This window comes from Sphaerisporangium aureirubrum (assembly GCF_042658925.1).
Lineage (GTDB): Bacteria > Actinomycetota > Actinomycetes > Streptosporangiales > Streptosporangiaceae > Sphaerisporangium > Sphaerisporangium aureirubrum.
This window is the reverse complement of sequence record NZ_JBHSRF010000064.1, coordinates 1-17,321: the sequence shown is the minus strand read 5'-3', so window position 1 is coordinate 17,321 and position 17,321 is coordinate 1. Positions and strand designations below refer to the sequence as shown.

Below are 17,321 nucleotides of genomic sequence, written 5' to 3'. Positions count from 1 at the left end.
AATAGAGTATTCATTTCGCATATCGACGGTATATTCGTGGCCACATTCGTCCGGCGTTCGGGTGGGCGGTGGAATAAATTCGGAAGCCGCTGGGCCCGCTTACCCGATGCAGGAGGGTGCATGGAAGGCGCCGACGGCCGCGTCCTAATGGTCATCCTGATCGCCACCGCCCTGTTCCTTGTGGGGCGCCGTTTTCAGCGCACGATGGATACGTGGGCGGGGTGGGGCAAAGCGGTGAAAGCCGCTGCGGACGCGGCGGGGAAGATCCCTGGCGCCAAGGCGGCGGCGTGGAGTGCGTTCTGGCGGATGGTCGTGCTGGGGGTGGTGACGCTGCTCTTTCTGGCGCTGGTCGCTAACACGATCCGGTACATGTGACCCGTGGGGCGGTGTGATGATCTGGGGCCGGGCATCCGGGGGGTTCTCACCGGTTGTGGTGGCGTATCCGCAGGTCGTGGGGTTGCGAGTGAGGTGATCTCGGGTCGGGTATCGGGGGCGGCGTGGCCGTCCGGGCGGGGGCACAGTGCTGGGCGTGCGGGAGAGGCCCGTACCCACCAGTGAGGAAGTGGCTCCGTGCCCGAACGCACCCTCGGCATCGGTCTCGGCTCCCCCGTGCGGCAGGAGGTGGCGGGCTGGACGATCTGGCGTCGCTCCTTTCCTGGACGTGCCGACCAGGCATCCGAGGCCCGGCGCCTGGTGCGGACTCTGCTGGACGGGGTGGCCTGCGTGGACGACGCCGTGTTCGTGGCGGGTGAGCTGATCAACAATGCGCTGCTGCACACGAGGTCGGGGCATCCTGGCGGGCATTTAGTCGTGGAAGTGGCCTGGCGGCCGGATGGCGTGCGCGTCGGGGTGCACGACCAGGGCGGCGGTGAGCCGCCGGATCTCGGTGGGCTGACCACGCGTCCCGCCGTGGACGATCTGCGGGAGGACGGGCGGGGGTTGATCGCGATCGGCCGGCTCGCTCAGCGTGTCGGGTGTGAGGGAGATCCGGGGGCCGGTCACCTGGTGTGGGCGTTGCTCGCTTAGTTGTCTCACTATTCAATACATATTGGCTCAATATATGGACGTAGGGCTACGCTGGCCGCTGTACGACCACTTCGAGGAGGTTGACCGTCATGTCGGAACCCCGTGCCGTCTATACCCACGGCCATCACGCGTCGGTGCTGCGGTCGCATACGTGGCGGACGGCGGAGAACTCGGCCGCGTATCTGCTGCCCCATCTGCGGTCGGGGATGTCGGTGCTGGACGTGGGGTGCGGGCCGGGGACGATCACGGCGGATCTGGCGCGGATCGTGGCGCCGGGGCGCGTGGTGGGGGTGGACGCGGCCGAGGGGGTCTTGGGGCAGGCCAGGGAGTTGATCGAGGCGCAGGGGCTGGGGAACGTCGTATACGAGGTCGGGGACGTGTACTCGCTGGGGTATCCCGAGGGGTCGTTCGACGTGGTGCACGCCCATCAGGTTCTGCAGCATCTGGCCGATCCCGTCGGGGCGCTGGCCGCGATGCGGCGGGTGTGCCGGGAGGGGGGTCTCGTGGCCGCCCGGGACTCCGACTACGCCGCGTTCACCTTCTACCCCGAGGTACCCGAGCTGACGGAGTGGTCGGATCTGTACCACCGGCTGGCGCGGGCCAACGGCGGTGAGCCGGACGCCGGGCGACGGCTCCTGTCATGGGCTCGGGAGGCCGGCTTCAGCGAGGTCACCAGCTCAGCCTCGGCCTGGTGCTTCGCCACCCCCGAGGACCGCGCCTGGTGGAGCGAGGTCTGGGCCGACCGCGTGACCGCCTCGGCCATCGCCCAGCAGGCGATCTCCTACGGCTTCGCCACCCAGGCCGACCTGGAACGATTGGCCGTCGGCTGGCGCACCTGGGGTTCGTCCCCTGACGCGTGGTTCGCCGTCCTGCACGGCGAGATCCTCTGCCGTGCCTGACCTCTGCACGCACCCTTGGCCGTCCCCCGCACGGCGGGCCGGAGACGATGCCTGTCAGCGGCGGGGAGACCGGTCAGCCACCGCACGACGGCGCCGAATTCGCCGCACCACGTCCCACCGCCTCGGCGCCGAAACAGCCGCGGCTGCTGGTTGGTCGTGCCATCACCTATCCGGACGGGTCGCCGCGACTACTGAGGGCAGCCGCGGTGGCTGCCCGGGGGCGCCCACACTGGCGGGGTGGCCTCCACGGGCTGAACGTGACATCACCCACCCGGGACGATCACCGCGACCACCGAGAGCAACCGCGGTAACCGCCTGAGCACCCGCACCAGCGGGGTAGCCACCACTGGCTGAACGGACATCATCCGCCTTAGACGGGTCGCCACGGCCACCGAGGGTGCTTGCGGCCAGCGGGGCGATCGCGCCAGCGGGGTGGGGTCTACGTGCGGTGATGGATAACCCTGGAATCGGGTGGGCTCATAGTCGACATGGTGAGAACCGACAACGGGTGGGGCCATCCACCCCAGCCGGAGAGGGTTTTGACCTTTGATCCCTTGACGTCAGCTATCTCTGATCCCGATAACCCGCGACGGGTTTTTCGCCGTACGGCGGCGCCGGGTTCGCCGTACCACGTCCCGCCGCCTCGGCGCCGAGACGGCCGGCCAGTGGTTGGGCGGGGCATCCCCCGGGGCGGTTGGGGCGGACGGGCGGGAGTGGCTGGGTGGCTGAGGTGGGTTAGGGGGTTGGGGTGGTGGCGGCTAGTTGGCCGCAGGCGCCGTCGATTTCTCGGCCTCGGGTGTCTCGGACGGTTACGGGGATGCCGTGGGATTCGAGGCGGTGGACGAAGGTGCGTTCGTCTTCGGGGCGGGAGGCGGTCCACTTGGAGCCGGGAGTGGGGTTCAGGGGGATGAGGTTGACGTGGGCCAGCTTGCCCTTGAGGAGGCGGCCCAGCATGTCGGCGCGCCAGGACTGGTCGTTGATGTCCTTGATGAGGGCGTACTCGATGGAGACGCGGCGCTTGGTGCGGGCGGCGTAGGACCAGGCGGCGTCCAGGACCTCGTCGACCTTCCAGCGGGTGTTCACCGGGACGAGGGTGTCGCGGAGCTCGTCGTCGGGGGCGTGCAGAGAGACCGCGAGGGTGACGGGGAGGCCCTCGTCGGAGAGCTTCTCGATGGCGGGGACCAGGCCCACCGTGGAGACGGTGACGCCGCGGGCGGAGATGCCGAGGCCCTCGGGGGCGGGGTCGACGATGCGGCGGACGGCGCCGATCACGGCCTTGTAGTTGGCCAGGGGCTCGCCCATGCCCATGAAGACGATGTTGCTCACCCGGGCGGGACCGCCGGGGACCTCGTCGCGGGCGAGGGCGCGGGCGCCGGCCACCACCTGCTCGACGATCTCGGCGGTGGACATGTTGCGGGTCAGCCCGGCCTGGCCGGTGGCGCAGAACGGGCAGTTCATGCCGCATCCGGCCTGCGAGGACACGCACATGGTCACCCGGTCGGGGTAGCGCATCAGAACGGACTCGACCAGGGCACCGTCGAACAGCCGCCACAAAGTCTTGCGGGTGGTGCCGTCGTCACAGGTGATCTCGCGCACCGAGGTGAGCAGCGACGGCATCAGCTCGCCGATCAGCCGTTCACGGGACGCGGCGGGCAGGTCGGTCATCGTGGCCGGGTCGGCGGTCAGCCGTTCGAAGTAGTGCCGCGACAGCTGCTCGGCGCGGAACGGCTTCTCGCCCAGCTCGGCGACGGCCGCGCGCCGTTCGGCCATGGTGAGGTCGGCCAGATGGCGGGACGGCTTGGCGCGCCGGGGGGCGATGAACGTGAGCTCCGCAGACATGTCCTTCTCTTAACGGTTTGCCGGAAGCTGCATTGGACAGCCATTCCGTGTGATCTATTGCGATCCTCAGCCGTCGCTCGGCCGAACGGGGAAATGTCCACCGGAAGGGCGGATGAAGCCTTGGGCACCACCGATGTCATTCTCACCGACACCAGCCCGTACGGCAGCCGGGCGGTGACCGTGGAGACCGATGGGGTGTCGTCGGTAGCCTACCTGCGCGACGCGGGCGGCGGGGTCCATGGGGCGGTCTGGCTGGCCAACCACGGGAACGCTCCCGCCTCCTCCGAGCATCTCGACCCGGCCGACCTCTGGCGATCCCCCGTGATGCCCGGCTCGGCGACCCGGGTCCCCGAGGGCAGCGCGCCACCCGCGGCCGGGGAGCTGGACGTGCTGTGGTTCGAGGAGGGCGACGGCGCCGCCCTGTATCGCAACGGCGAGCTTCTGGCGGTCATTCCCGGCTGGGCCGACCTGGAGCGCGGCATGCCGGGCTACGCGCGCGACGCCATCGGGGAGTCGCCGCTGGCGTGGTCGCTCACCGAGGCGCTGGAGGGGCTGGCGCCGCGCATCGCCAAGGCGCGGTCGTACTGGGAGTGGCGGGCCGGGGACGGGTCCTGGCCGTCGTTCCAGCAGTTCGCGATGAGCCATCTGGACGCCAGGGTGGGGCCGGCGGACCGGTACTGGGACATCGGCGGGGACACGCTGCCGACGGTGGGCATCACCGAGCGGCCGAGGGACGGGTACACGGTGCTGTCCACGATCGGGATGAGCTGCCAGCGCATGCCGACGGTGGAGCAGTACATCGAGCAGCCGGACGCGTTCGCACGGATCGAGCTGGCTCTGGCGACCCGGGTGGAGGTGACCGAGGCGGCCCAGGTGCTGCTGTGGCTGGCGCGGTATCCGTGGCAGTCGGTCACCTGGCTGGGGCACGGGCACACGGCCGGGTGGTACGGCGGCCCGGGGTCGTTCCCGCTCGGCACGGACTACGAGGGGGTGGTGCTGCTGAACGCGATGCCGGGATTACCGGACTTATCGGGGTTCGCGTTTGGCGGGGATGAGGTGCGCTGGTTGTGGACGGTGCCGATCACCGGTACCGAGATGCGGATCGCCACCGAACAGGGGCACGAGAGGCTGAGCCTGGGCGGGCGTATCCCCTGAGCGGGAGCCCTTGCTCGAACCGAAGCGGGACAGAACGGCCCGGGACGGGACTCAGACGGGGACGAAGACCGCCAGCAGCAGCCAGACGGGGAAGAGTGTGACGAGCAGCGAGTCGAGCCGGTCCATCATGCCGCCGTGGCCGGGAAGCAGGCTCCCCATGTCCTTGATGCCGAGATCGCGCTTGATCACCGACTCGATGAGGTCGCCGAGAGTGGCGAACGCGGCCACCACGACCCCGACCACCGCGCCCTGCCAGTACTGACCGTCCAGCAGGAACCGCACCATCAGCGCCCCGCACACCACGCACGCCAGCACTGACCCGGCGAAACCCTCCCAGGTCTTCTTCGGGCTGATCACCGACATGGGGTGCCTGCCGAACAGGATGCCCGCGAAGTAGCCGCCGATGTCGCTGCACACGGTGACCGCGACGAAGATGACAACGCGGTCCGCGCCGTCCGGATTGGCCAGCATCAGCGGCACGAACCCGGCCATCAGCGCCGGATACACCGACGTCAGCACGCTCGCGGTGGTGTCGCGGACGTAGCCGTCCTGCCCCTGGAACATGCGCCAGCTCAGCAGCACCAGCACGGTGAGCACGAACGCGCCGAGCAGCCAGACCGGACCGCCCCAGTAGCCCCCGGCCTGCATGGCGACCAGCCCGGCCAGCACCGGCAGCACCGGGACACGGATGTCCCGCACGCCGAACGCCCGGCTGAGCTCCACCACGCCGAGCCCCACCGCCGCCAGCACCACCGCGAGGAACGCGACCTTGACGGTGTAGAGGGAGCCGATGACGAGCGCACCCAGCACGAGGCCGACCGCGATCGCGGCGGGGAGGTTCCGCCCGGTGCGGATGCCCTTGGGCCGGCTCTGCGGCCCGGCGGGGTCGACCGGCTCGGGGCCGGAGCCGATCGGCGCTGGACCGCCCGCCGCCGTACCGTCCACTGTGATCCCAACTCTCCTACCTGCCCGGCCCCACCATGTTCGCACCACCCGGCGAGGGGGACGATGGGGACCCGGACGTGGCGAAGGCGCCTCCGCTTCGGCCGGTACCGGAAGTGGAGGCGCCCCGAACCTGACTACGACGCGCTCAGACTTCGAGCAGCTCGGATTCCTTGTGCTTCAGCAGCTCGTCGATCTTGGCCACGTGCTTCTGGGTGAGGTCGTCGAGCTCCTTCTCCGCGCGACGCACCTCGTCCTCGCCGGCCTCGCCGTCCTTGACCATCTTGTCCAAGGTCTCCTTGGCGTGGCGGCGGATGTTGCGGACCGAGACCTTGCTGCTCTCGGCCTTGTTCCGTGCGATCTTGATGTACTCCTTGCGGCGCTCCTCGGACAGCTCGGGGAACACCACGCGGATCACCGCGCCGTCGTTGCCGGGGTTCACCCCGAGGTCGCTGTCGCGGATCGCCCGTTCGATGGCGTTCATCGACCCCTTGTCGTAGGGCTGGATGACGATCATGCGCGCCTCGGGGACGTGGAACGACGCGAGTTGCTGCACCGGGGTGGGCGACCCATAGTAGTCAACAGTGATCTTGGAGAACATCGAAGGGCCGACCCGGCCGGTGCGGATCGCCGCGAAGTCCTCTTTGGCGACCGCGACCGCCTTGTCCATTTTTTCCTCGGCTTCGAGGAGGGTTTCGTCGATCACAGCGGCTCCCTATTTCCCTGCCGGACTCACCAGCGTGCCGATCTTTTCACCGCGGACCGCCCGCAGGATGTTGCCCTCGCCCATCAGATCGAAGACGACGATGGGCAGGCCGTTGTCCATGCACAGGCTGATCGCCGTGGAATCCATCACCCCGAGCCCCCGCCTGAGCACCTCGCTGTAGTCGAGCTGATCGAAACGGACGGCGTCGGGGTTCTTGCGCGGATCGGAATCGTAGACCCCGTCGACCTGCGTGCCCTTGAGCAGTGCCTCGGCACCGATCTCCAGTGCACGCTGGGCGGCGCAGGTGTCGGTGGAGAAGAACGGCGAGCCGAGGCCGGCGCCGAAGATGACCACACGCCCCTTCTCCAGGTGGCGGATGGCGCGGCGGGGCAGGAACGGCTCGGCGACCTGCTGCATCGTGATGGCCGTCTGGACCCGGGTCTCCACGCCCCGCTTCTCCAGGAAGTCCTGAAGGGCGAGGCAGTTGATGACGGTGCCGAGCATGCCCATGTAGTCGGCACGGGCGCGGTCCATGCCGCGCTCGGAAAGCGCGGCGCCGCGGAACATGTTGCCACCGCCGACCACGACCGCGACCTGCACCTGCTCGCGCACGGCCTCGGCGATGGAGTCTGCGAGCTTGGCCACCACCACGGGGTCGATCCCGAGGGGCTCGCCGCCGGCGAAGGCCTCACCCGACAGCTTCAACATGACGCGCTTCCACCGCAACCGCCAGTTGTACGACGAAGCCGCCGGCGTAGCGGGTGGTTGGTTCTCCTGCACGGCGGCGGCCTCCTCGATCTCGGTTTCGAAGCTGGTCAGATCGCTCTTGGGGATAAGCCTATGCCTGACCGACCTTGTAGCGGACGAAGGCCAGTACCTTCACGCCCGCCTCTGCGGCGTACTTGGCGATCGTCTTCTTGTTGTCCTTGACGAACGCCTGCTCAAGGAGGGTGAAGTCCTTGTACCAGCCGTTGATGCGGCCGTCCACGATCTTGCCGATCGCGGCCTCCGGCTTGCCCTCTTCGCGGGTCATCTGCTCGAAGACCGTGCGCTCCTTCTCGACCACGTCGGCCGGGACGGAGTTCGGGCTGAGGTAGCGCGGGGCCATCGCGGCGGCGTGCTGCGCGATGTCCTTGGCGACCTCTGTGTTCGGGCCGTCCAGCTGCACGAGCACGCCCACCGCCGGGGGCAGCTGCGGGTCGGTCTTGTGCATGTACGCCACGATGAAGCCGCCGTCGAGCACGGCGAAGCGGCGGACCTCGATCTTCTCGCCCAGCGCGGCGTTGGCCTCGTCCAGGTGCTCCTTGACGGACTTGCCGTCCAGGTCGGACTCCAGCAGGCTCGGCACGTCGGACGGCCGGGTCGCGAGGATGTGCGCGACGACCTTGGCGGCCAGCTCCTGGAAGCGCTCGCCCTTGGCCACGAAGTCGGTCTCGCAGTTGAGCTCGAGCAGGGCGGCCAGCGAGTCGCCGTCCTGCTTGACGGCGATCAGGCCGTTGGAGGCGGTGCGCGCCTCGCGCTTGCCGACGTCCTTGGCGCCCTTGACGCGCAGGATGTCGACGGCCTTCTCAAGGTCGCCGCCGGACTCCTCAAGGGCCTTCTTGCAGTCCATCATGCCGGCGGCGGTCAGCTCACGAAGCCGCTTGACGTCGGCCATGTTCACGGAAGCCATTGTGTTTCCTCGTCGAGTGTCGTCGTGGATCGGGTGGGCACGCTCCGGTCCGAGCACGCCCACCCGTGAAGAGCCAGCCCGGCGGGCCGGTTGTGACCGGCCCGCCGGGGTGCGAACGTCAGCTCTGCGGCGCGGTGTCCTCGCCGGCCTCGGCCTCGGGGGCCGCGGGAGCCTCGGGCGCCTCAGCGGCGGCGGGGGCCTCAGCCTCAGCAGCGGGAGCCTCATCAGCGGCGGCAGGGGCCTCGGGGGCCTCCTCGGCGGCGGGAGCCTCCACCGGGGCCTCGGCGACCGCTTCGGGGGCGGCGGCCGCCTCGGGAGCGGCGGCGGGCGCGGCGGCGGTGTCCTCCTCCGTGCGGGAGAGCAGCTCGCGCTCCCACTCGGCCAACGGCTCGGCCACGGCACCGGACGGCTTGTCGTCCCCGCCGCGGCTCGCGCCGGCGCGGGCCATCAGGCCGTCTGCCACCGCGTCCGCGATCACCCGGGTGAGGAGGCTGACGGCGCGGATGGCGTCGTCGTTGCCCGGGATGGGGTAGTCGACCTCGTCGGGGTCGCAGTTGGTGTCCAGGATGGCGACGACCGGGATGTTCAGCTTGCGCGCCTCACTGATCCCGATGTGCTCCTTCTTGGTGTCGACGACCCACACCGCGCTCGGCACCCGGGCCATGTCGCGGATGCCGCCGAGGGTGCGCTCGAGCTTGTCCTTCTCGCGGCGGCGCATCAGGAGCTCTTTCTTGGTGAGCCCGGAGCCTGCCACGTTGTCGAAGTCGAGCTCCTCGAGCTCCTTCAGGCGCTGAAGCCGCTTGTGCACGGTGGAGAAGTTGGTGAGCATGCCGCCCAGCCAGCGCTGGTTGACGTAGGGCATGCCGACCCGCGCTGCCTGCTCGGCGATGGCCTCCTGGGCCTGCTTCTTGGTGCCGATGAACAGGATCGTGCCGCCGTGGGCGACCGTCTCCTTGACGAAGTCGTAGGCGCGGTCGATGAAGGACAGCGACTTCTGCAGGTCGATGATGTAGATGCCGTTGCGCTCGGTGAGAATGAAGCGCTTCATCTTCGGGTTCCAGCGACGGGTCTGGTGCCCGAAGTGCACACCGCTTTCCAGCATCTGTCGCATGGTGACGACGGGGGCCATGAGTATGGTCCTCCAGGGTAGAGCGCCGGCGAAGGCGCGTGTCTCGGTTGTGCGCGAGAGCCTGTGGCCCTCGCCCTGACGCCCTGGGCCGTCCCATCCAGGTCAGCGACCCGGACCGAGGGAACGGCCCGCCTGTGGGCGTGCGAAGTCGGCCCGTTCAAACGAGCCACCTGAAAGTGTACCCGTAACGCGGCCGCCCGAGGCCCACCCCGGTCGCCGCTAGGCGTTGCCGGGCGGGCGGGGGTAGAGGTAGACGACGCTCTGGATGACCCTCGCGTCCGGCGGGGCCTGCTCCGGCGTGCGGGTGCGGGCGAGGTACGGCTCGAGGATCTCGGTGACGCGGCGGCCGAGGTCGGCCAGCTCCTCGGCGTTGGCCCGCAGGGTCATCTGGTTGAGCGTCGCGGCCTGCCGCCACTCCCTGGACTCGCGGACGCTCGAGTCGAGGTAGCGGCGGACGTCCTCGGCCATGCTGTCCATCACGACCCTGGACAGCATGTTCTTGGCCTCGGCCAGCTCGGGGGTCTGCTCGTCCGGCTCCTCGAGAGTGAAGCCGCGGTGCGGTGATCGCCAGACGCGTTCCCGGCCGTCGCCGCGCGGGGGGGCGTCCTCCACGAAGCCGTACTTGGCGAGCATGCGCAGGTGGTAGCTGCCCGCGCTCGGGGAGATGCCGGCGACGACGGCGCATTCGGTGGCGGTGGCCGGGCCTTCCAGCTGCAATCGCTTGAGTATGGCGAGCCTGGCCGGATGCGCCAGTGCCCTCATGGCACGCGGGTCGCCGACCCGCTTGCTCACCCCACTCATAGGACGAACCGTACTGCCTCGCGGTGTGGAGGAACTCCTGGCGCTCATAAATAAAGGATAGCTTTCAGAGTTGTGAAGGGTTATCTTCATACCCGTGATCGACATCATCCCCCTGCGGCGGCAGCGCGACTACCGGCTGCTGTGGACCGCCCGCGCCGTATCCGAGACCGGCACCGAGGTCTCCCGCCTCGCCGTGCCGCTGACCGCCGCCGTCCTGCTCGGCGCCGGGCCCTTCCAGATGGGACTGCTCGCGGCGGTCGCCACCCTGCCGTACCTGCTCATCGGGCTGCCCGCCGGCGCGTGGGCCGACCGGCTTCCCCGGCGACGGCCCCTGCTGGTGGGGTGCGAGATCGTCGCCGCTCTCGCCATGCTGACCGTGCCGCTCGCCTGGATGGGCGAGGTGCTCAGCATCGCCTGGCTGATCACGGTCGCCTTCGTGGTCGGCACCTGCACGGTGGTGTTCCGCGCCGCCTGGTTCCCGCACCTGCCGAGCGTCGTCGCCGACCACCAGCGCACCGCCGCCATCGCCGGCTTCCAGACCGTGTACTCCACCGCCAGCGTCTTCGGCCCCGGCCTGGCCGGCGTCCTGGTCCAGACCCTCACCGCCCCTGTCGCGCTCCTGGCCGACGCCGCGTCCTTCCTCCTCTCGGCCCTGTGCCTCCGCTCCATCCGCTCCCCCGAAAAGCCCACCGGCCCTGCCCGTGTCCCCGGCTCTGCCTCGGCGACCGGCGACGGGACCGACACAGGGACCGAGGCCGAGGCCGAGGGTGGTGCCGGTAACAGCGACGGGAACCAGACCGGGACCGACGGCACGGTGCCGCCCAGGGGCGGGCTTCTGTCCGAGATCCGTGACGGGCTGCGCATCGTGCTCACCCACCCGATCCTGCGCACCCTGATCACGGCCGGTGTCCTGATCAACTTCGCGTCGGCCGCGCAGCTTGCCCTGTACGTCCTGTTCGCCGTGCGGACCCTCGGCCTCCCGGCCGGGATCATCGGCCTGCTGACCGCGTCCTTCGGCGTGGGCGGCATCCTCGGGGCGGCCCTCACCCCCCGGCTCACGTCCCGCTTCTCGGAGAACCGGATGCTCCTGATCGCGGGCACCGTCCTCCCCGCCGAGATGGTGATCCTCGCCGCCGCCCACGGCTCCCCCGCCGTGGTGGTCCCCATCGTGATGACCGGCTACCTGCTCAGCGGCGTGTCCGCCGTCATCTTCTCCGTCTGCTACGGCAGCATCCAGCTGCGCGAGGCCCCCCGCGACGCGGTCGGCCGCGTCAACTCCGTGATGAGCGTCTCCACCCTGGGCGTCATGACCCTGGGAGGCCTGGTCGGCGGCGTGCTCGGCGACCTGGTGGGTCTCCGCCCCGCCCTCTGGATCTGCGCGGCCCTCATCTGCCTCTCCCCCCTCTTCACCTGGCTCTCCCCGCTCCGCCACCCGGCCCGGACGGTCGGCCCGTGAGCGGGGAGCGGCCCGACGTCCGGTGGCTCCACCCCGAAACGGCGCGGGAACTCACAGCCCGGAGGACACTCATGACCCGCCGCCCCTCTCGGTCGGCCACCGAGGCGGATGTTCTCCCCTTCGGGGCGGTGGGGTCGTCCAACGCGGCCGAACCCCGTTGATCGCACCGGGCTGCCGCACGTACGACAGCCTCCCGAAAGAACTCTCCATCTCCCCCATCAGCCGGCTCATGTCCACGACCTCACCCACCGTCTGCGGGGTAGGGCCCGCGACTCTGCCGAGGCCGTCCAGCCATTTGGCGGTCCTGGCCAGGGATAGTTCGGCATGCCAGGAACCTCCTTCGGTCCTCCGCCGCAGCAGGGCGGCGACCGCCGCGAACGCCGCCAGCCACCCGGTGGCGTGGTCGAGCACCTGCGCGGGCAACGGCACCGGCGCCCCGCCGTCCCCGCCCTCGTGCGCGATACCCGACGCCATCTGCACCAGGCTGTCGAACCCTCGCCGCCCGCCCCACGGCCCCCGTGCCCTGTACGCCGACACATCCACACAGACGACCCCCGGCCGAATCGCCGCCAGTTCCTCAGCCCCGAACCCCAGGCCCGCCAGCGCCCCGGGCCGGTAGCCCTGCACCACGACGTCCGCCCCGGCCACCAACCCCCTGAGCGCCTCCGCCCCTTCCTTCGTCCGCAGATCCACTTCACACGACCGCTTCCCGAACGCCGTGCAGATCACCAACCCCGGCACCTCCGGCAGGTGCTCCGCCCCCACCCGGACGACCTCGGCCCCGAACCCCGCCAGCACCCGCCCCGCCACCGGCCCGGCGATGACCCGCGTGAGATCCACCACCCGCACCCCCGCCAACGCCCTCCCCGGTGTCCCCCGCGCCTCCCCACCAGGTCCCCCCACGTGACCGCCGGCCGCCCCGTCACCCTGGCCGCCCGCAACGGCACCACGTCCGTCAGCCAGACGGCGGAGCCGGATCAGCGGCTCCAACGCCACCGCCCGCCCGTGCGGATGCTCGGCCCATTCCGTACGGCTCCGCATCGCCGCCGCACACCCGGCCGCCTCCGTGACCGCCTCCTCGATCTCCAGTGCGGCACGGCGCCCACATGCCTCGACGACCTCCTCCCGTCCAGCCCCAGAGGAGAGACCGAGGGCCCGCAGCGCGGCGTCCCGATGGTGATCGAAGTTGCAGTGCAGCCGCACCCACCCGTCCGCCGCCCGATAGTCCCCCGACAGCGGTGCCCACGACACCACCCTCTCCCCGTCCACCCGAAAGCACCGTTCATCCAGAAACGCCCCCCACGCCTCCCGCACATCGACCGCGACCCGAAGATCTCCCCCGGCCCTCGCCTGCAGAAAAAGCCCGATCGCCCCCGTCGCGGCCCCCACGACGGCCGCGGCAGCCGTGGCGACCGGAAACATCGAGGCAGGAGAAGCCATCCCCTCGCCAACGATCTCCACCTCCGGAAGCACGACCCCGGCCTCGTCACCAAGCCCCTCGACGACCTCCCGAATCCGCCGGACCTCACCCACCGTCCACACACCTCCAGCCCTCAAGACACTTATCCACAGAACCAATTTCGGTCATCCGTCCCCGCCCTCCGTACGCCAACCTGCTCCCATGCGCCCGAAGTCCACCCAACCCGCGACCGTCCACCACGCTGACTCCCAGCACCCACGCCCGGCCCTGCGTCCACCGATGCTCTCGGCCCTGCTCGTGGCGCTGTGCGTGCTCGTCGCACCAGCCTCCCTCACCATGACCCCCAGCTCTGCGGGCTCACGGCTCACCGCCCACCCGGGCTCGGTGAGCCGACCTCACGCGTCGGGCGATCCCATGGGAACGGACGATCCGCCACCGCGAAGCTCCCGGTGGCGATCACCGCTGGGAGGGGCGCTGAACGTCACCCGTGCCTTCGCTCCGCCGTCACTGCCCTGGTTGCCCGGGCATCGTGGGACGGATCTCGCCGCCCGGCCCGGTCAGCGTGTCCATGCCGCAGGGGCGGGAGTGGTCCGGTACGCCGACCGGCTCGCCGGGCGTTGGGTGGTGTCGATCGTCCACCTGGACGGCCTGCGCACCACGTACCTTCCGGTCCGGCCGATGGTGCGGCTCGGTCAGGCGGTGAGCACGGCAACCGTGATCGGAGTGGTGGAATCCCACCCGGCGCACTGCCGGGCGACCTGCCTTCACTGGGGGCTGATCTCTCCGGAACGTTACCTGGATCCCCTCCTGCTCATCGGCCAGGGCCGAGTGCGCCTGCTTCCTCATTGGAACCTCGTGACCGACCCCCTCGGACGGGGCTCCGAAGGGCCTTGACACGTTGCGGACAACCCTCGCGATCAGGCCTCTCAGCTGCGGATATATGGCGATTAGACAGTAGGCCGGACAGGCCTGGCAGGAAGCGGTCAGGGCCGTGCAACTTGCTGACTTGGTTTCGTCTGGTTCGTGGGTGGCAGAAACCGCAGAGTTGGTTGTGCAAGAGCAAAGCACACCCGAGAAAGCGAACCGAAAATGACTTCTCTCGCCAACACCACGGCCAAGCGCAATATTGCCACCAAGCTTTCGACCGCCCTCGTCACCGGCGCCATTTCCTTCGCCTTCGCCGTCGGCATCGCGGCCGGCAGCGGCACCACCTGGGACGCCCCCTCTTACTTCGCCGGCACCACCTGGGACACCCCGTCCACCACGCAGATCCTCGCCGCCGACGACGACGGCACCACCTGGGACACCCCGCCCGCGGGCGACAACGGCACCACGTGGGACGCCCCGCCGGCCGGCACCGACGGCACGACCTGGGACTCCGCCTCCGTCCTCGCCGCCGGTGTCCCCGCCTCCACGAACGGCACCACCTGGGACTGATCCCACGGCAGCCCACGGAAAACACTCCTCCGCATCGACGAGACCGCCAGGGCCCGAAGCGCCCCGGAACCCGATACACCGCACCAAGCACAACAGGAACAACCGGCCGGAGAGCCTCTCCAGTCGATGACCTGAGCAGACGTCGCCAGGTTCATCCCTCTTCCCCGCCGGCTCGAACCGCGACCATCTGACATAAGCCCCATTGTCCGGCCGTCAGAAACGCGACCTCCTTTATCAATCGGCACAGCAATTCGAAATCCCCCATTCCCTTGTCGCGCGCCAGGATTGTGATTCAGGCAGCCCTCCCGCTTCCGTGTCCGGATAAGGACACAGAGTCAACGTCCCAGCCGATCCCCCCGTCTCCTCTTCCGTCTCATTCATCGCAAGAGGAGCACCCGTTGCGCGCCCGATCCCTACTCACCACCGCCGCCCTGATAGCAGGCGCTCTCTTAGCCCCCACGGTGGCGCAGGCCACCCCGGCCCGAACCCTTCCTCTCGGCGTCCCGAAGGGAGTCCTCACCGCGAAGATCAAGAAGGTCCTGTCCGGCGACACCCTGGAGATCCTTTACAAGCGCCGGACCCTGCGGGTCCGCCTCCTGAACATCAACGCCCCGGACAAGGGCCAGTGCTGGTACCGACCGGCCACCACCCGTACCGCGACCCTCCTCCCCGCCGATACGAACGCCTACTTCCTCCGCGACAAGAAACTCAAGGACACCGGCGGCCGATACCTCCTCTACGCCTGGACCCCGACAGGAACCTTCGTCAACCGCAACCTCGTCCGCTACGGCTACGCCCGAGCCGTCCTCCACTCCCCCAACACCCGCTACATAGATCTCCTCCGCGCCGAACAGACCAAGGCCCAGCAGGCCCACCTGCGCATCTGGTCCACCCACTGCGACTCCCCGACCAATTCCCCGGCCCCGACCCCCACCCCCAAGCCGAAACCGAAGCCCAAGCCGAAGTCGTCCCCCAAGCCCACTCCACCCCCTTCGGGAAACGACCCCCGCTTCGACACCTGCGCGGAAGCCAACCGCAACGGCTACGGCCCCTACCGCCGCGACCTCGACCCCGAATACCACTGGTACCAGGACCGCGACGGCGACGGCATCGTCTGCGAACGCTGACCACCCCCTGCCCCACCGCCCCCCGAGCAGGGCGACTCTGCCGCCTCGCCCGCCAGCTCCAGACCAGAGCGTCCCTATCGACCTCACTCACCGGCTTCAAAGCAGGGCGACTCCGTCGACCCCGCTCACCGGTTCCAGTGCAGGGCGTCTCTGTCGGCCTCGCTCACCGGTTCCAGAGCAGGACGTCTCCGTCGACCCCGCTCACCGGTTCCAGAGCAGGACGTCTCCGTCGACCCCGCTCACCGGTTCCAGAGCAGGACGTCTCCGTCGACCCCGCTCACCGGTTCCAGAGCAGGAGACGTCTCCGTCGACCCCGCTCACGGGCTCCAGAGCAGGCCGTCTCCGTCGACCCCGCTCACCGGTTCCAGAGCAGGACGTCTCCGTCGACCCCGCTCACCGGCTCCAGAGCAGGACGTCCCTCTCGGCCTCGCTCACCGGCTCCAGAGCAGGACGTCTCCGTCGACCCCGCTCACGGGCTCCAGAGCAGGACGCCCCTCTCGGCCTCGCTCGCCGGCCACGGAGCAGGCGCGCCTCTCCCGGCTGCGTCCGCTGGTCAGGTGCTGCGGCGGAGACGCCAGCCGAGGTCGGTGCGTTCGACGTAGCCTGCGGCGGACAGGGCGCCGAGGTGGCTTAACGCGGTCATGAGGTCGACGCCGGCGGAGACCGCAATGGTGGCGGGGCCGGCGCCTGAGCGGGCTGGGACGGCTTCCAGGACGCTGCGGGACTCGGCGTCCAGACGATCTCGCGGGAGTACCGGTGCGCGGGGCTCGGGTGAGAGGTCGTCGCCGATGGCGGCCATCAGCTCGATCACCTCGCGGGCGGTGGTGACGCAGACGGCCTCCGCGCGGCGGATAAGCCGGTGGCAGCCAATCGAGTTCCCCGAGGTGATCGGCCCGGGGACGGCGGCGAGGTGGCGCCTGAGGGTGATGGCGTGGCAGGCGGTGTTCAGTGCCCCGCTGCGGATGGCCGCCTCCACCACCACGGTGCCCCGGGTCAGCGCGGCGATCAGGCGGTTGCGGACGAGGAACCTGAGCCGGGTCGGGCGTACACCCGGCGGGCATTCGCTGACGATCAGCCCTCGTGCCCGCATCGCCTCGAACAGGCCGTGATTGCCCGCGGGGTACGCGACATCGGTCCCGCATGCCAGCACCCCGACGGTCTCCGCGACCCCGGCCAGCGCACCACGGTGTGCCGCCGCGTCGATCCCGTGCGCACCGCCGGAGACGATCGTCCAGCCTGCTTCGCTGAGCGCCGCCGCCAACTCGGCCGCCACGTGCATGCCGTACGGCGTGGCGGCCCGGGAGCCCACGATGGCCACGGATCGCAGGCAGGCGAACCGTAGATCCGCGCTCCCGTGCAGCCATAGCCCGAGCGGCCGTTCGTACCCGAGATCATCGAGCTGTGTCGGCCACTCGACGTCCCCCGGCACGATCAGACGAGCACCCAGCTTCCGCCCCCGGGCCAGGTCCGCCACCGGATCGGTGAAGGGGAGCCGCCCTCGCCAGGCCGTGAGCCGGCGACCGGGGTCGACCGGTTTCCCGCGCATGGCCGCCAGCTCCGCGACGAAGTCCGCATCCAGCTTCCCTCGGCGCACCTGATCGAGCGCCCCCTCCGCCCCGAACCCCGCCACCAGCCGCCCCATGACGGCATCCCCCGCATCCGCCACCCGCATCAACGCCACCCGCGCCAGCCGCGCACCGTCCCCCTCCCCC

At 70.0% G+C, this 17,321-nt stretch carries 17 protein-coding genes; 8 read left to right on the top strand and 9 right to left on the bottom strand.

What is annotated here, in order from left to right:
• Nucleotides 1-120: 120 nt before the first annotated feature.
• From ACFP1K_RS30490 to ACFP1K_RS30480, 3 genes are all read left to right on the top strand, one after another.
• Nucleotides 121-375 carry a hypothetical protein gene (locus tag ACFP1K_RS30490; RefSeq protein ID WP_380759757.1) on the top strand — a complete coding sequence of 85 codons (255 nt, stop codon included), beginning with the start codon at nt 121-123 and terminating at the stop codon, nt 373-375.
• A gap of 195 nt (nt 376-570) precedes the next feature.
• Nucleotides 571-1,026, top strand: a complete 456-nt coding sequence (locus tag ACFP1K_RS30485) for an ATP-binding protein (RefSeq protein ID WP_380759755.1) — start codon at nt 571-573, stop codon at nt 1,024-1,026.
• An 89-nt stretch (nt 1,027-1,115) separates the two neighbouring features.
• Nucleotides 1,116-1,925 carry a methyltransferase domain-containing protein gene (locus ACFP1K_RS30480; protein ID WP_380759753.1) on the top strand — a complete coding sequence of 270 codons (810 nt, stop codon included), beginning with the start codon at nt 1,116-1,118 and terminating at the stop codon, nt 1,923-1,925.
• A 735-nt stretch (nt 1,926-2,660) separates the two neighbouring features.
• Here ACFP1K_RS30480 and rlmN read toward each other — a convergent pair.
• On the bottom strand, nt 2,661-3,764 hold the full coding sequence (gene rlmN / locus ACFP1K_RS30475; RefSeq protein ID WP_380759751.1) for a 23S rRNA (adenine(2503)-C(2))-methyltransferase RlmN: 1,104 nt from the start codon (nt 3,762-3,764) through the stop codon (nt 2,661-2,663).
• Between the two features lie 120 nt (nt 3,765-3,884).
• Here rlmN and ACFP1K_RS30470 point away from each other — a divergent pair, with 120 nt between their 5' ends.
• On the top strand, nt 3,885-4,919 hold the full coding sequence (locus tag ACFP1K_RS30470; RefSeq protein WP_380759749.1) for a suppressor of fused domain protein: 1,035 nt from the start codon (nt 3,885-3,887) through the stop codon (nt 4,917-4,919).
• A 51-nt stretch (nt 4,920-4,970) separates the two neighbouring features.
• Here the strand turns inward: ACFP1K_RS30470 and ACFP1K_RS30465 are convergent, their stop codons facing one another.
• The 6 genes from ACFP1K_RS30465 to ACFP1K_RS30440 all read right to left on the bottom strand — a co-directional run bounded on the left by ACFP1K_RS30465 (nt 4,971) and on the right by ACFP1K_RS30440 (nt 10,169).
• Nucleotides 4,971-5,864: a phosphatidate cytidylyltransferase gene (locus tag ACFP1K_RS30465; RefSeq protein ID WP_380759747.1), complete on the bottom strand. Its 894-nt coding sequence runs from the start codon at nt 5,862-5,864 to the stop codon at nt 4,971-4,973.
• A gap of 145 nt (nt 5,865-6,009) precedes the next feature.
• Complete coding sequence (gene frr / locus ACFP1K_RS30460; RefSeq protein WP_380759745.1) at nt 6,010-6,567, bottom strand: ribosome recycling factor; 558 nt, start codon at nt 6,565-6,567, stop codon at nt 6,010-6,012.
• 9 nt (nt 6,568-6,576) lie between these two features.
• The gene (gene pyrH / locus ACFP1K_RS30455; protein ID WP_380759743.1) at nt 6,577-7,347 is read right to left on the bottom strand and encodes a UMP kinase; all 771 of its coding nucleotides are present in this window, start codon (nt 7,345-7,347) and stop codon (nt 6,577-6,579) included.
• Between the two features lie 58 nt (nt 7,348-7,405).
• A complete protein-coding gene (gene tsf / locus ACFP1K_RS30450) occupies nt 7,406-8,239 on the bottom strand; it encodes a translation elongation factor Ts (protein ID WP_380759740.1) in 834 nt (277 codons plus the stop codon).
• Nucleotides 8,240-8,357: 118 nt separating this feature from the next.
• Nucleotides 8,358-9,368, bottom strand: coding sequence for a 30S ribosomal protein S2 (gene rpsB, locus ACFP1K_RS30445; RefSeq protein ID WP_380759738.1), 1,011 nt, complete (start codon nt 9,366-9,368; stop codon nt 8,358-8,360).
• 219 nt (nt 9,369-9,587) lie between these two features.
• Entirely contained in the window at nt 9,588-10,169 is a 582-nt protein-coding gene (locus tag ACFP1K_RS30440) for a helix-turn-helix domain-containing protein (protein ID WP_380759736.1), read from the bottom strand.
• A gap of 94 nt (nt 10,170-10,263) precedes the next feature.
• Here ACFP1K_RS30440 and ACFP1K_RS30435 point away from each other — a divergent pair, with 94 nt between their 5' ends.
• Entirely contained in the window at nt 10,264-11,625 is a 1,362-nt protein-coding gene (locus tag ACFP1K_RS30435; protein ID WP_380759734.1) for an MFS transporter, read from the top strand.
• A 69-nt stretch (nt 11,626-11,694) separates the two neighbouring features.
• Here the strand turns inward: ACFP1K_RS30435 and ACFP1K_RS30430 are convergent, their stop codons facing one another.
• Complete coding sequence (locus tag ACFP1K_RS30430; protein ID WP_380759731.1) at nt 11,695-12,894, bottom strand: CoA transferase; 1,200 nt, start codon at nt 12,892-12,894, stop codon at nt 11,695-11,697.
• 352 nt (nt 12,895-13,246) lie between these two features.
• Here ACFP1K_RS30430 and ACFP1K_RS30425 point away from each other — a divergent pair, with 352 nt between their 5' ends.
• The 3 genes from ACFP1K_RS30425 (at nt 13,247) to ACFP1K_RS30415 (ending at nt 15,609) form a co-directional block, all read left to right on the top strand.
• Nucleotides 13,247-13,939 carry a M23 family metallopeptidase gene (locus ACFP1K_RS30425; RefSeq protein ID WP_380759729.1) on the top strand — a complete coding sequence of 231 codons (693 nt, stop codon included), beginning with the start codon at nt 13,247-13,249 and terminating at the stop codon, nt 13,937-13,939.
• A 195-nt stretch (nt 13,940-14,134) separates the two neighbouring features.
• Nucleotides 14,135-14,482, top strand: coding sequence for a hypothetical protein (locus tag ACFP1K_RS30420; protein ID WP_380759727.1), 348 nt, complete (start codon nt 14,135-14,137; stop codon nt 14,480-14,482).
• Between the two features lie 398 nt (nt 14,483-14,880).
• Entirely contained in the window at nt 14,881-15,609 is a 729-nt protein-coding gene (locus ACFP1K_RS30415; protein ID WP_380759725.1) for a thermonuclease family protein, read from the top strand.
• 553 nt (nt 15,610-16,162) lie between these two features.
• Here ACFP1K_RS30415 and dprA read toward each other — a convergent pair.
• Nucleotides 16,163-17,299 carry a DNA-processing protein DprA gene (dprA, locus tag ACFP1K_RS30410; protein WP_380759813.1) on the bottom strand — a complete coding sequence of 379 codons (1,137 nt, stop codon included), beginning with the start codon at nt 17,297-17,299 and terminating at the stop codon, nt 16,163-16,165.
• Nucleotides 17,300-17,321 lie beyond the last annotated feature (22 nt).